This is a genomic window from Agromyces badenianii (assembly GCF_003070885.1).
Classification (GTDB): domain Bacteria; phylum Actinomycetota; class Actinomycetes; order Actinomycetales; family Microbacteriaceae; genus Agromyces; species Agromyces badenianii.
In genome coordinates, this window is sequence record NZ_CP028913.1 from 524,229 (window position 1) to 537,113 (window position 12,885).

General features: G+C 69.6%; 16 protein-coding genes. 8 read left to right on the forward strand and 8 right to left on the reverse strand.

Annotation, left to right across the window (positions count from 1 at the left end; translation table 11 throughout):
- Window positions 1-223: 223 nt before the first annotated feature.
- On the reverse strand, window positions 224-631 hold the full coding sequence (locus tag DCE93_RS02445) for a VOC family protein (protein WP_108594480.1): 408 nt from the start codon (window positions 629-631) through the stop codon (window positions 224-226).
- A gap of 35 nt (window positions 632-666) precedes the next feature.
- Between DCE93_RS02445 and DCE93_RS02450 the strand changes: the two genes are divergently transcribed.
- Together DCE93_RS02450 and DCE93_RS02455 are read left to right on the forward strand one after the other, a co-directional pair.
- A complete protein-coding gene (locus tag DCE93_RS02450; RefSeq protein ID WP_108596544.1) occupies window positions 667-1,140 on the forward strand; it encodes a DNA alkylation repair protein in 474 nt (157 codons plus the stop codon).
- Window positions 1,141-1,171: 31 nt separating this feature from the next.
- Entirely contained in the window at window positions 1,172-1,915 is a 744-nt protein-coding gene (locus tag DCE93_RS02455) for a formylglycine-generating enzyme family protein (RefSeq protein WP_205647459.1), read from the forward strand.
- A 42-nt stretch (window positions 1,916-1,957) separates the two neighbouring features.
- On the opposite strand, the gene DCE93_RS02460 is transcribed toward DCE93_RS02455, so the two are convergent.
- The 5 genes from DCE93_RS02460 to DCE93_RS02480 all read right to left on the reverse strand — a co-directional run bounded on the left by DCE93_RS02460 (window position 1,958) and on the right by DCE93_RS02480 (window position 5,732).
- On the reverse strand, window positions 1,958-2,431 hold the full coding sequence (locus tag DCE93_RS02460) for a GNAT family N-acetyltransferase (protein ID WP_108594481.1): 474 nt from the start codon (window positions 2,429-2,431) through the stop codon (window positions 1,958-1,960).
- 45 nt (window positions 2,432-2,476) lie between these two features.
- The gene (locus DCE93_RS02465) at window positions 2,477-2,866 is read right to left on the reverse strand and encodes an MmcQ/YjbR family DNA-binding protein (protein WP_108594482.1); all 390 of its coding nucleotides are present in this window, start codon (window positions 2,864-2,866) and stop codon (window positions 2,477-2,479) included.
- Window positions 2,867-3,039: 173 nt separating this feature from the next.
- Complete coding sequence (locus DCE93_RS02470; RefSeq protein ID WP_108594483.1) at window positions 3,040-3,381, reverse strand: RidA family protein; 342 nt, start codon at window positions 3,379-3,381, stop codon at window positions 3,040-3,042.
- Between the two features lie 175 nt (window positions 3,382-3,556).
- A complete protein-coding gene (locus DCE93_RS02475) occupies window positions 3,557-3,865 on the reverse strand; it encodes a pyridoxamine 5'-phosphate oxidase family protein (RefSeq protein WP_338027590.1) in 309 nt (102 codons plus the stop codon).
- A gap of 118 nt (window positions 3,866-3,983) precedes the next feature.
- On the reverse strand, window positions 3,984-5,732 hold the full coding sequence (locus DCE93_RS02480) for an L-aspartate oxidase (RefSeq protein ID WP_108594484.1): 1,749 nt from the start codon (window positions 5,730-5,732) through the stop codon (window positions 3,984-3,986).
- 77 nt (window positions 5,733-5,809) lie between these two features.
- Here DCE93_RS02480 and DCE93_RS02485 point away from each other — a divergent pair, with 77 nt between their 5' ends.
- On the forward strand, window positions 5,810-6,745 hold the full coding sequence (locus DCE93_RS02485; RefSeq protein WP_108594485.1) for a LysR family transcriptional regulator: 936 nt from the start codon (window positions 5,810-5,812) through the stop codon (window positions 6,743-6,745).
- 39 nt (window positions 6,746-6,784) lie between these two features.
- Here the strand turns inward: DCE93_RS02485 and DCE93_RS02490 are convergent, their stop codons facing one another.
- Window positions 6,785-7,171 (reverse strand): SHOCT domain-containing protein, encoded by a 387-nt coding sequence (locus DCE93_RS02490; RefSeq protein WP_108596546.1) that lies wholly within the window; start codon window positions 7,169-7,171, stop codon window positions 6,785-6,787.
- Between the two features lie 321 nt (window positions 7,172-7,492).
- Between DCE93_RS02490 and DCE93_RS02495 the strand changes: the two genes are divergently transcribed.
- The 4 genes from DCE93_RS02495 to DCE93_RS02510 all read left to right on the forward strand — a co-directional run bounded on the left by DCE93_RS02495 (window position 7,493) and on the right by DCE93_RS02510 (window position 11,103).
- Window positions 7,493-8,569, forward strand: a complete 1,077-nt coding sequence (locus DCE93_RS02495; protein WP_108594486.1) for an ice-binding family protein — start codon at window positions 7,493-7,495, stop codon at window positions 8,567-8,569.
- A 210-nt stretch (window positions 8,570-8,779) separates the two neighbouring features.
- A complete protein-coding gene (locus DCE93_RS02500) occupies window positions 8,780-9,424 on the forward strand; it encodes a hypothetical protein (protein ID WP_108594487.1) in 645 nt (214 codons plus the stop codon).
- Window positions 9,421-10,194, forward strand: coding sequence for a PspA/IM30 family protein (locus DCE93_RS02505; protein ID WP_108594488.1), 774 nt, complete (start codon window positions 9,421-9,423; stop codon window positions 10,192-10,194). The genes DCE93_RS02500 and DCE93_RS02505 overlap by 4 nt, the downstream gene beginning before the upstream one ends.
- Window positions 10,195-10,302: 108 nt before the next feature.
- The gene (locus tag DCE93_RS02510) at window positions 10,303-11,103 is read left to right on the forward strand and encodes an alpha/beta fold hydrolase (RefSeq protein ID WP_108594489.1); all 801 of its coding nucleotides are present in this window, start codon (window positions 10,303-10,305) and stop codon (window positions 11,101-11,103) included.
- A gap of 8 nt (window positions 11,104-11,111) precedes the next feature.
- On the opposite strand, the gene DCE93_RS02515 is transcribed toward DCE93_RS02510, so the two are convergent.
- Window positions 11,112-11,804, reverse strand: a complete 693-nt coding sequence (locus tag DCE93_RS02515; RefSeq protein ID WP_108594490.1) for a YdeI/OmpD-associated family protein — start codon at window positions 11,802-11,804, stop codon at window positions 11,112-11,114.
- 94 nt (window positions 11,805-11,898) lie between these two features.
- Here DCE93_RS02515 and DCE93_RS02520 point away from each other — a divergent pair, with 94 nt between their 5' ends.
- Window positions 11,899-12,882, forward strand: coding sequence for an oxygenase MpaB family protein (locus DCE93_RS02520; protein ID WP_108594491.1), 984 nt, complete (start codon window positions 11,899-11,901; stop codon window positions 12,880-12,882).
- Window positions 12,883-12,885: the final 3 nt, after the last annotated feature.

The window sequence follows — 12,885 nt, forward strand, 5'->3', positions numbered from 1 at the left end:
TGTCACCTTCGCGCACGGCGGGCCGCTAGGAGAACGAAGCGTCATGGCGCATAGATTGGTGCTGCACCGGAGGTGTTCCACCTACTCCACAGCCAAGGCGACGTCAGCTCGAACAGGAAGCGAAGAACCTGTAGCCAAGCCGCAAAGCAGCGCTTCATGCCAAGTATGAGCGTAGCGGAACGAAGTCGCGAGCAGAACTACGTGTTGCGGGACGACGACGGGGTCAGCCTGCGAGCGGTTCCTTCGGCGGGTTGAACATGAACTCGATGCGGATGCCGTTGTCGTCTTCGACGAACGACGCGTAGTAGCGGTCGCTGAACCTCGCGAACACCTTCGGGTCGCGCACGGCCGTCCAGCCGGCGTCGAGTGCGATCGCGTGCAGGCGATCGACATCCTCACGTGACTCGACGGCGAAGGCGAGGTGCTGCCATCCGACCCGGCCGTGCCGGTGCGGTCCGCTGTCCGATTCGCGGGCGGGGAAGAGGATCAGCTCCTCATCACCCTTGTGCCATGACACTGAGTTGTCGGCATCGAGCCGCGTGCAGCAGAGCGCCTGCATCACCGGATCGAACTGTGCGATCGAGCGAGGCAGGTCGTCGACGCTGATGCCGAGATGGTCGAAGAGAGGCATCCGGCCATCATATGGGGGAGCATTTCAGGGTGACCATGCCCGCCGCAGAGTTCATCGACCGCACCCTCCGGGCTGAGGGCGCGGAGGAGCGCGCGAGCGCGGATGCAGGGCGGATCGGTGGCGGACTGCGGTTCTACGGTGCATCGATCGGTGCAGTGCGGGGCGTTGTGCGCGACGCCCGCCGGCGGCATCCGGAACTGACGCATGACGAGGTCACCGCGCTCGCGTCGGAGCTGTGGTCCGAGCCGGTGTACGAGCGCCGGCGCGCCGCGGTCGTGCTCCTCCAGGGGCAGGTGCCGACGCTGCTCGTCGGCGACTTCACGCGTCTCGAGCAGTTGCTTCGATCGGCGGGGGTGCGAGAACTCGTCGATCCGCTCGTCGCCGATGTGGTGCGTCCGTTGCTCGAGCGGCTGGAGGGTGCCGACGCGGCGCGGGCTCTGCGCATCGTCGAACGGTGGGCCCACGAAGGCCTGGTCGAACCGTGGGGGCATGACACGACACACGACTGACGACGCAGCCGGAGCGTGCGAGACTGCCTCGGTGACGGACATCGAGATGGCGAGCATCGACGGCGGCACCGTCGCCCTGCACGACGCCCGCCGCAAGGTGCGCTGGAGCGTGGAGCTCGAGCCGTTCGAGATCGGGGTGTACCCGGTGACGCAGGAGCAGCTCGCCGAACTGCTCGGCGAGACGGCGAGGCATCCGCGGCGCCCGGCGACCGAGGTGAGCTGGCTGCGGGCGATCCGGTTCTGCAATGCGGCATCCGAGTGGGAGGGGCTCGAGCCCGCCTACACGTACGACGGTGAAGACGTCACCTGGCACGTCGATTCCGACGGGTACCGCCTGCCGACCGAGGCCGAGTGGGAGTTCGCCTGCCGCGCCGGGTCGACGCGCCCGCACTACGGCCCGCTCGACGAAGTCGCCTGGACGAGCGCCGACGGTGTGACCTCGCCGCAAGACGTCGGCGGGAAGCATCCGAACCTCAACGGGCTGTTCGACACCCTCGGCAACGTGTGGGAGTGGTGCTGGGACCTGCTCGACCCGGCTCGCTACGACGCGTACCGTGTGTTCCGGGGCGGCGGATTCGCCGACGATGCATGGAGCGTGCGGGCGTCGGTGCGTCGGGGCGGTGCGCCGCGCATGCACCACGAGGATGTCGGTTTCCGCGTCGCCCGCGGCGGCTTCGAAGCGACGGATGCCGCGCAGGGCTGGTCTGCGGCGGCGGACGTCGAACGCGCGGCGATCGATGGCCCTCTGCCGTCGGGGTGGACGCCGCGGGGCTGACACGGTCGCAGGTACCGCAACGACACCAGGATTTCGTCGTGGCTACAGTTCGAGCGAGTAGTAGAACGCGCGCTCGCCGGTGTCGGGGTCGACGCCGTTGAACCCGTGACGCTCGTAGAAACGCTGCGCATCGACGTCTTCCGCGTCGACGTTGATCTCGATCGCCGAGATGCCTTGCTCCTCGGCGTCTGCGATCAGCAGATGGATCATCGCCGTACCCAGGCCGTCGCCCCGGCGATCCGGCGCGACATAGAGTTCGTCGAGGAGGGCCACCGGGCCGTCGTACCAGACGTTGCTCCGCAGGGTCACGAGCGCGACTCCCGCCGCTGGCCGGCCGGCAAGGTATGCGATCGTGCTGGGTTCGGCGAGCAGTGACTGCAGCCGTCGGGTCAGAATCGCCGTACCGGGTGTGGGGGTGTCGAATTCGGTGTTGAAGTCGTGCAACAAGCGCGCCACGGTTTCGGCGTCGCCTGGTCCGGCGCGGCGAGGATCAAGATCCGCGGAATGCTCCGACATGACGGCAAGACTAGCCGCGCGAGTGCGTCGGTGACGAGCGATCCTCTAGGCGCCGACGTCGTCGAGCTCGCGTCGGAGATACTTCGGCGCCTGTAGGCGCCACGCCTCTGACACGAGCTCGGCGAGATGGTCATCGTCGATGCCCGCCATGCGGAATGCCACCTTCGGCTCGCCCCAGGTGGTCGTGGTGCGGAGGAAGATGTCGGGCCCCATTTCAACGAGGGCGAGTGCGTCCAGCGGTTCGGCGACCTTCACTCCGACGACGAGCTCGGCCGCGATGATCTCGCGCATGTCTGCGGGGATGCTCGGCCAGGGATGGCACTCCCACGCGTACAGCTTGCCGCGCACGAACCAGGCGGCGCCGCCCGTCGTCGCGCGCTCCTCGCTGCCGGGCAGCCCGATCGCGGTGCGGCGCAGGTCGTCGAGTGTCGGCACGGTGTGAGCCTATGCCGCACTACCGACAGGGAGGGCGATCGACCTCGAGCGCCACGCAGCGATGAATACCCGACGAGGCACGAGGTCAGTCGGTTGCAGACCGCCCGTGGGCGCCGCGGTCTCCACCGGGATGGGCGGGATCCGCTTGCAGGTCGCCCGCAGATCGAGGCCGATCAGATCGCAGCGATCGCAGAGAACTCCACGAGGTAGTCGGGGGTGGCGAGCTTCGCCTCGACCGTCGCTCGGGCGGGCGGGTTGGCGCCGTCGACCCAGGCGTCCCACACCGAGTTCATCTCGGCGAAGGTCGCCATGTCGGCCAGGTAGATGGTGACGCTGAGCAGCTTGGACTTGTCGCTGCCGACGCTCGCGAGCAGTTCGTCGATGCGCTGCAGGGCGGCACGGCTCTGCTCGGCGATCGAGGCGCCCTGGGCGACCTGGCCGGCGAGGTACACCGTGTTGCCGTGAACGACAGCCTGGCTCATGCGGGGGCCGGGCGCGACGCGTTGAATGCTCACAGAGTCTCCTTGAGTGGTGGGGCGAACGATGCACAGACTATCGAGCTGCGAGAACGGCGCGGGCCCGGGCCGACCACGAGAGACTCCGGATGCCGCAGTCAGCCCTCGCTCGTGCGCATGCCGGCCGAGCCCAGCACGCGCTCGACCGTGAGTTCGAGCACGACCCGCTGCGGATTCACGCGCGGTTGCCGGTAGCGGGCGGCATAGAGCGCGACGGCGAGGGCGACCGACTCGGGGTCGGTGCGAACGCGGGCCGGGCCTTCGAAGCTGTCCAGCGCCGCCCGTCGACGGTGTTGACGCTGGCTCGGCCGCTGCGCTCGGCGTTGACGAACTTCTGGGAGCCGCCGCTGCCGATGATGCGTACCACCTCGTCGAGGTAGGTGATGCCGACCGGCACCGAGTGGATGCGCCCGTGCCGGTCGAGGGTCGAGAGCGTCGCGAGATGGTATTCCGAGAGGAACTCGCGTGCGGTGTCGGTCAGCACTTCGCGCCTTTCGTGCAGAGATGTGGCGGTGGCGCCGAAATAGGGCCCGCTCACAGAGTCTAGGAAGGGCCGGATGCATCGAGGCGTCCGGCCCGTCATTGGTTGAAGAACTCGAGCCCTACTCGACGAGCTTGCCCGCCGTCGAGACCTCGCGCATGAGCGCCGCGATCTCCTCCGGGATCGGTGGGATCGCTTCACGCGTCACCCCGGTCGTCGGCGACCAGACGAGGTTCACCTGCAGCGAGGCATCCGTCTCGGGGTAGTCGCTGCGGTTGTGGCATCCGCGGGTCTCGCGACGCTCCAATGCAGCCGACAGGGTGGCGCGGGCGGCGAGCGCGGCCGACTTGAGGTCGAAGGCGTGCGCCAGGTCTTGGTAGCCGGCGATGTCGGGGTGCACGCCGATGTCGGCCATGCGGGCCTCGATCGCGTCGAGCTCGGCGAGGCCGGCGAGCAGGCCGGCCTCGTCGCGCACCACGCCCGCGTGCTCGGTCATGGTGTTGCGGATGGCGCGCTGCAGGGCGCGCACGTTCTCCGAGCCATCCGATGCCAGCAGCGAGGCGATCTCGTCTCGCGCGGTCTGCACCGCGGCCGCCGACCGCTGCTGCGCGGCGAGCGACGCAGAGTAGGAGGCAGCGGCCTGCCCCACGATGCGTCCGAACACGAGCAGTTCGATGAGCGAGTTGCCGCCCAGCCGATTGGCACCATGAAGACCACTGGATGCCTCGCCGATGGCGTAGAGGCCCGGGACATCCGTGCCGTGGTCGTCGGGGCGCACCCACACCCCGCCCATCGAGTAGTGCGCGGTGGGCGCGATCTCGATCGGCTCCTTGGTGATGTCGAGCATCTGCAGCTCGAGCATGGTCTGGTAGACGCGGGGCAGGCGCGTCATGATCGTCTCGCGGGGCAGGTGCGAGACATCCAGCCAGACACCGCCGTTGGGGGTGCCGCGCCCCTCCTTGATCTCGGTGTAGCAGGCGAGGGCCACGCGGTCGCGAGTCGAGAGCTCCATGCGCTCGGGGTCGTACTTGGCCATGAAGCGCTCGCCGAGGCCGTTGGTGAGGATGCCGCCTTCGCCGCGGGCCGCCTCGCTGATGAGGGTGCCGGCCGCGCTCTCGGGCTCGATGATGCCCGAGGGGTGGAACTGCACGAGCTCGGGGTCGCGGAGGCGCCCGCCCGCCTCGACGGCGAGGCGGAACGAGTCGCCCGTGTTCTCGTCGCGCCGCGACGAGGTGCGCCGCCAGATGCGGTTGTGGCCGCCGGCGGCGAGGATGACGGCGTCGGCGTGGATGAGGTAGCGCGTGCCGTCTTCGAGGTCGAAGCCGTAGGCGCCGAACACCGCGCCGTCGTCGTTGACGAGGATGCGCGTGACGTAGACCGTGTCGAGGATCGGCACGTCGAGCTGTGCGGCCCGGTTGATGAGCGTGCGCTGGATCTCGAGCCCGGTGTAGTCGCCCGCGAACGCCGTGCGGCGGTAGGTGTGGGCGCCGAAGAAGCGCTGCGAGATGCGGCCGTCGTCTTCGCGGGCGAAGGGCATGCCGTACCGCTCGAGGTCTTCGATGCCGCGGGCCGCGCCCGAGGTGACGATCTCGACCGTGTGCGGGTTCGCGAGCAGGTAGCTCTCTTTCAGCGTGTCGGCGGCGTGCTGCTGCCAGCTGTCGTCGGCATCCATCGTGGCGAGGGCGGCGTTGATGCCGCCGGCCGCGAGCGAGGTGTGGGCGTCGGATTTGGGTCGCTTGCCCAGGGCGAGCACGTCGACGCCCGCCTCGGCGAGCTCGATGGCGGCGCGCAGGCCCGATCCGCCGGTGCCGATCACGAGCACGGTCGTGGAGATCTGGCGCTCTGAAGGGGTGCTGCCTGTGGTGGTCATGCATTCAACGGTAGGTTCGGCGCTCTGATTACTCCAATGCATATATAACGTGATGATGATGCGCGTACGCTATCGATGTGAACCTCGAGCAACTGCGCAGCTTCGTTGAGGTGGCCCGGTTCGGCAACTTCACCCGCGCCGCCGAAGAGCTCTACCTCGCCCAGCCCTCGCTGAGCCGCCAGATCGCCGCCCTCGAGCACGATCTCGGCGCCGAGCTGTTCCACCGCGCCCGCGGTGGCAGCACGCTGACAGTCGCGGGGGAGTCGTTGCTGCCGCTCGCGCGGCGCATGCTCGCCGACGCCGAATCGGTCAGGCGAGAGCTCGCCGAGCTCGCCGGCCTCGAGCGCGGCCGGGTGCGGCTCGGCGCCACCCCCACGCTGTGCATCAGCCTCGTCGCCGAAGTGCTCAGCGCGTTCCACGCGGAGCATCCCGCCATCGAATTGCACCTCTCGGAACAGGGGTCGCGCCGACTGCTCGACGAACTCGGGAGCGGTGAGCTCGACCTGGCATTGATCACGACCTCGGACGGCTCGTCGGCTGAGCGGTTCACGGTGACGCCGCTGCTCGTCGAGGAGCTCGTGGTGATCTCGTCGGCCGGCGCCCCGCCGGTCACCACCCGCGACACCATCGGGCTCGAGGATGTCGCGGGGCTGCCGCAGATCGTCTTCAGCTCGAGCTACGACCTGCGCAGCGCCACCGATGCCGCCTTCCGTGCGGCTGACCTCACGCCCGAGGTGGTGCTCGAGGGGGCCGAGATGGACGCGGTGCTGCGGTTCGTGGAACGCGGGCTCGGGGTCGCGATCGTGCCGGCGATGGTGCTCATCGATCGCCCCGGACTGCGGTCGGTGCGACTCGCCGAGCCGACGCTCGAGCGCACGATCAGTGTCGCCCGCCCTGCCGACGTCGCACCGAACGCGGCGGTCGAGGTCATGCGGCGCACGATCACTGCCGGCGCCACGGCGTTCTCGGCGAGGGCGGGGGCGACGATGCGGCTCGCCGGCGCGAGCGTGTGACGCTCCGCGCGTCACCGCACTGGTTCATCGCAGCCGGTCTTACGCCGTCGTTTGGAGCGCCTTCGCTTTCAGCTGTTCGTACTCGGCCGGCGTGATCGCCCCCGAATCGAGCAGGCGCTTGGCCGACTCGATCTCGGATGCGCTCGACGGGGCGCTGGCGACCGAGCGGATGTACTCGTCCCGCTCCGAGCTGGCTCGGTTGGAGGCGGCCGCAGATCGTTGCGCCATGCTCGATCCCCTCGCGATGAGGTATATCAATGCGGCGAGGAAGGGCACGAAGACGAGGAAGAGCACCCAGAGGGCCTTGGCCCATCCATTGAGCGTCGGGTCCCGGAAGACGTCGAAGATGACGGTGATGAAGATCCAGATGCACGAGATCGCGATATAGAACCAGAAAGACCAGACGAGGAAGTCCCAGATGCTCACGTTCGCTCCGTTCGACGAGGACGTGTCGATCACGCCCGCCTGAGGTGAAGCTATTGCCAGGATGCCGGCTGCGCATCACCCGGATCGAATGATTCGGGCCGGAGATCGAGGGTCGACGGCGTCTCGGCAATGAGTGCCGTGCGGCCTTCTGCCCTCGACGGCAGCCCGAGACCGTGCTAGGCCTGCGAGTAGGAGTAGACGCTGTTGACCGAGGTTGACGGATTCGCCCCTCCCTATCGGAAGGCATCCACCTTGGTTCAAGGAAACGCTCGTGCCCGCCTGATCTCCCTCGCAATCGCCGCAATCGCGGCGATTGCTCTCATGCCCGGAAACGCCGCGAACGCGGCGACCAGCATCGACGGCCCCATCGGACTGGGCACCGCCGCCCCATTCGGAGTGCTCGGGGCATCGACCGTCACCAACACCGGCCCATCCGTCATCAATGGAGACCTCGGTCTCAGCCCCGGCACGTCGATCACGGGGTTCGGACCCGGGATCGTCAACGGCACGGTGCACGCCACCGATGCCGTCGCCGCACAGGCGCAAGTCGATCTGACGACCGCGTACAACACGGCCGCCAGTCTCACCCCGATGGCGACGGGTCTCGGCGACCTGACGGGGATGTCCCTGACGCCCGGTGTCTACGCGGGCGGCGAGCTCTCGGTCACCGGAGCGCTGAATCTCGCGGGCACCGCGGAATCGGTCTGGGTATTCCAAGCCGCTTCCACGTTGACCATCGGCTCGGGTGCGATCGTGACCGTGTCGGGCGGCGCCAGTGTCTGCAACGTCTTCTGGCAGGTCAGCAGCTCCGCGACGATCAACAGCGGTGCCCAGTTCGTCGGAACGGTGATGGCCAACGAGTCGATCACGGCGAACACCGCCGCGACGGTCACGGGCAGGCTCTTGGCCCGCACCGGTGCCGTCACCCTCGACACGAACACGATCACGGCGCCGACCGGCTGCGACGAGACGCCGGGCACGGTCACCACGAGCCCCGAGATCACGTCGCCGCCTCCGCCCGCGGGTGACACCGGCACGGACTACACGCACACCGTGACGGCATCGGGTACACCTTCGCCGACGTACACGGTCACGAGCGGCTCGCTGCCGCCCGGGCTGACGCTGGATTCCGTCACCGGCGTGATCTCGGGCCAACCGACGACGCCGGGCACCTACACCTTCGACATCACGGCGAGCAACGGCACCTCACCCGACGCGACGGAGAGCTATTCGATCACGATCGCGGGCGCTGCATCCGGCTCTCCGGCCACCGCAGCGCTGCCGCCCGCCGGGCTCGACACGTCGGCTCAACTGATCGCGGCCGGCTGCCTGGTGGGAACAGGTCTGCTGCTGACCCTGGTTCTGCGCCGACAGCGGATGCTCCGAAGAAACCAGTAGTGCGGTGACCTGCGGGGGAGCGCAATCGTGTCGCCACCCAGACGATCGCTTCGAGGCACCGTAGTTCACCGCGGTGTGGGGGCATCCCATCGCCGAGCTGCACTCCGCCTGCGAATCCGACTCGGGCACTCACGGTTCCGACGTTTCCGGGGTATCGTGGCGACACGCGTTATATCGCGTTGTTGACGAAGTCGTCGAAGAGGGCAGGTGGTGGTGCTCGTGACCGGCATCGAACTGGTGTTGATCCTTCTCGGTGCGATCGTGCTGCTCTCGATCGGCGTCATGGTCGTGTTCGTGCTCGTGCTGCGGGCGCTCGTGCGGCGCGTGCGCCGCAGCCCCGCCGTGGGCGGCACGGTCCTGCGCACCCGAGCGCGCCTCAGCCGCGGGCCGCAGCGCACGGTGCTGGCGATGCGCGTGCGACTCGATGAGGCGCTGCACAGCGGGCGCGCGGCCGTGCAACTCACCGCGGGCACCGGCAACAGCGGATCGCGCGGCGAGTTGCCGCGACTGTTCCGGCGCATCGACGAGGAGAGCTTGGTGCTCGACCTGCAGCTGCGATTGATGGAGTCCGAGACGGACTCCGCCGTGCTCGCCGACGAACTTCCCGCCGCCCGGCACCGCGTCGAACAGGTCGAAGGGCTCGTGAGACGAGTTCGTGCCGCCGTGGCATCCGGTCTCTCTGGCACGACCGACGACGCGCTGTCGGCGCTCGGCTCTGATGTCGACCGAGAAGTGGCCGCGCTGCAGGCGGGCATCGAAGAGCTCCAGGCACTCAACCGACGCGATGGTCGCTTCGCGCCGACGACGCGGCCACCCGCCGCGTCGACCGTTCGAGATGAGGGGAACCGACCATGAGCAACAGCAACGCGTCGCGGATGCGAACGATCTTCCGGAGCAAGACGTCGAAGACGCTCGACCGCATCGAGGACCCGAGGGAGACGCTCGACGACAGCTACGACCAGCAGGTGAAACTGTTGCAGCAGGTGCGCCTGGCGGTGGCGGAGGTCGCGACCGCGAAGAAGCGCATCGAGCTGCAAGGTGAAGAGATGGGCCGGCGCTATCAGCGCCTGGGTTCGCAGGCGGCCGAAGCGCTCGCTCAGGGCCGGGAGGATCTGGCCCGCGCCGCGCTGGAGCGCCGCGCGATGCTCGAGGGCCAGGTCGCGCAGCTCCAGCAGCAGTACACCGCTCTCGACCGTCAGACGGCGCAGCTGCAGGAACGCGAGCGTCGCCTCACCGACCAGGTCGCCGCGTTCCGCATCGAGAAGGAGACGATCAAGGCGACGTACACGGCTTCCGAGGCTCAGGTGCGGGCCAACGAGGCCGTGTCGGGCATCAGCTCCTCCATCCAGGATGTCGGCTCCAGCCTCGATCGTGCACGTGATCGCGTCCAGCAGATGCAGGCACGCGCCGCCGCGACCGACGAGCTGCTCGCCAGCGGTGCCCTGACAGACCTCACGGCGGCACCCGACGCCGACATCGAGCGGCAGCTCGCCGCGATCTCGGCGCAGGCCGAGATCGAGCGGCAATTGCAGGCCATGAAGGGCGGAGCCGGGCCGGCGCGCAGCGGCGACTCCGGCACCGGGTGGCTGAGCATCGGACAGCAGGGATCAGCGCCGCAGTCCTGAGTCCGCGGCTGCTGGACTCGGCGCTTGCCTCCGGCCGAGGCAAGACGCGCCGCGCTCGTCGAGCGCGCCGCACGGCGCGGCATCCACGAGCCCGCGAGAATAGCTGACATGGATGCCGCGCTCCCCGCCCTGACCGAGATGCCGACGCCGCAGTACGTGATGTCGGCCGACGGAATCCGCATCGCCACCTACCTTTGGGGCGACGAAGACGCCCCGACGGTGCTGTGCGTGCACGGCTTCGCCTCGAGCTGCCGCGACAACTGGGTCAACACGGGGTGGGTGCGCGACCTCACACGCGCGGGGTACCGCGTGCTCGGCGTCGACCAGCGCGGTCACGGCGCGAGCGACAAGCCGCAGGAGGCATCCGCCTACCGCATGGACGCCTTCGTCGGCGACATCGCCTCCGTGCTCGACACCTACCTGCTCGACACCGTCTTCTACGCCGGGTACTCGCTCGGCGCGCGGGTGGGCTGGCAGGTCGCCGTGCAGCTGCCCGACCGGGTCGACCGCGCCGTGCTCGGCGGCATCCCCGACGGGCGCCCGCTCGCGCGACTGCAGATCGAGCAGGCCCGCGCCTACGCGGATCACGGCACCCCGGTCGAAGACCGGGTGACCCTGAACTACGTGACGCTCGCCGAGCGGGTCGCCGGCAACGACCTGGGTGCGCTCGTCGCGCTCGCCGAGGGCATGCGGCTGGGCGACGCCGACCCCGACGTGGCGCACCCGCCGCGCCAGCCCGTGCTCTTCGCCACGGGCAGCGAAGACGCGATCCTCGCGCAATCGAAGCTGCTGGCGGGTGCCACGCCGAACGGCACCTTTCTCGAGCTGCCGGGGCGGCACCACTTCAACGCTCCCGGCTCCCGGGTGTTCCGCGAGGGGGCGCTCGGCTTCTTCGGCGAGCGGGGCTGAACGACCCGTCAGTCGGTCGACGTCTCGGTCGGTGAAGCGGATGCCGCGGCTCGCGCGGCCTCGGCGGCCCGCTCCGCCCATTTCGGCACCTCGCCATAGCGCTGGAACGACACCAGCCGGCCCGCCGCGCTGTCGTCGATGAGCTGAGCCAGCCGCCGTTCGCGGGTGGCCTCCTGCTTCGCGGAGAGCACCCAGTGCACGACCTGGCGACGGTAGGTCGGCGTGGCGGCCTGCCAGAACGCGGCGGCAGCGGGGTTCGCCGCCAGTCGTGCCGCGGACTCGGCCGGCAGCTCCTGCTCGGGGTTCTCGTGGGAGTAGACGCCCGATCGCTCTTCGCGCCGGCGTTCGAATGCGGCGATGCCGGCCTCGTGCATGCGCCCCTCGGCGGTGAGCTTCTCGACGAGGGCGATGTTGACGCTCGACCAGTTGCTCGATGGCTTGCGGGGGGTCCACCGTTGGCGCCTCGCGTCGTCGTCGATGCGCTGCGACACGGAGTCGATCCACCCGAAGCACAGGGCTTCGGGCACCGCCTGTTCCCACGTGAGCCCGCGGTCGGGCACGTGCATCTTGAAGAGGCCCATCCACAACTCGGTCTCGGTGGCGTGGTTGGCCGCAAGCCAGGCGCGGAACTCCTCGGGCCCCGAGAAGAAGAGTGCGGGCCGCTCGGGAGTGCCGCCCGGCGTGCCGATCCTCGTGGTCATGGCACGAGTCTGCCAGCAGCCACCGTCACGGGTCACGCGCGCGTTCGCAGCAGATCCGCAGGCGCCCGGCCGCCCGCCGGGTCTACCGTCGAGTATGGGCGATCAGAGCCGACGCACGGCCGGATCATCGGTCGGCGCGGCGCGCTGGCATCCTCTGCGACGGCGGCGACCGGAGCCTCCGGCGTGGACCGCCGCGCTCGCCGAGGGAGACGATGCCGGGTTCTTCGGGCCGGGCAGTGCGGTGTGGGCGGTCAACGGCGCGTTGCCCACCCTGGTCGCCGGCATTCGGGCACTGCTGCTGCAGACGCTGCATCCGGGTGCGATGGCGGGCGTGCACGACTGGTCGCGGTATCGCGAGGATCCGCTCGCGCGCCTCGACGGCACGGTGCGGTGGGTCGCCGTGACGACCTTCGGCGACCGGCGCAGCGCCGCCCGCGCCTCCGCGTTCGTGTCACGACTGCATGAGCACGTGACCGGCAGCTATGTCGACGCCGACGGGGTCGAGCGCGAGTACGCGGCCAACGACGAAGACCTGCTGCGCTGGGTGCACGATGCGTTCACCGAGGCGTTCCTCGGCGCGCACGAGATCTGGGGCGGGCCGATCCCCGGCGGACCCGACGCCTACGTTCGCGAATGGGCAGAGGCCGGGCGCCTGATGGGCGTGCCGGAACCGCCGACGACGGTCGACGCGCTGCGCGCCGAGATGACGGCGTTCCTCGCCGACGCCAAGCGCGACGAGCGGGTCGCCGAGACCGTGCACTTCCTTCGGCGGCCGGGCCTGCCGGGGCTCACGGGCCGGCTGTACCCGATCCTCTTCGGCGGGGCCGTGGCATCCCTCGAGCCTCGCTACCGCGAGCTGCTCGGCCTGCGGCGGCCGTGGTGGCCCGCGATCACGCTCACCCGCGCGCTGCTCGCCGCCGCCCGTCGTGTGCTGGGCGGAGTCTCGCCGAGCGAGCGCAACGCACGGGCCCGGGTCTCCCGGCTCGAGCGCTCGGAGCCCGCCCCGTCCCAGAGTGAGCACCGCACGCCCGACGGGCATCGAGGCCGCGGCGGTGCGGCCGAGCCCTCGTCGGACTAGCGT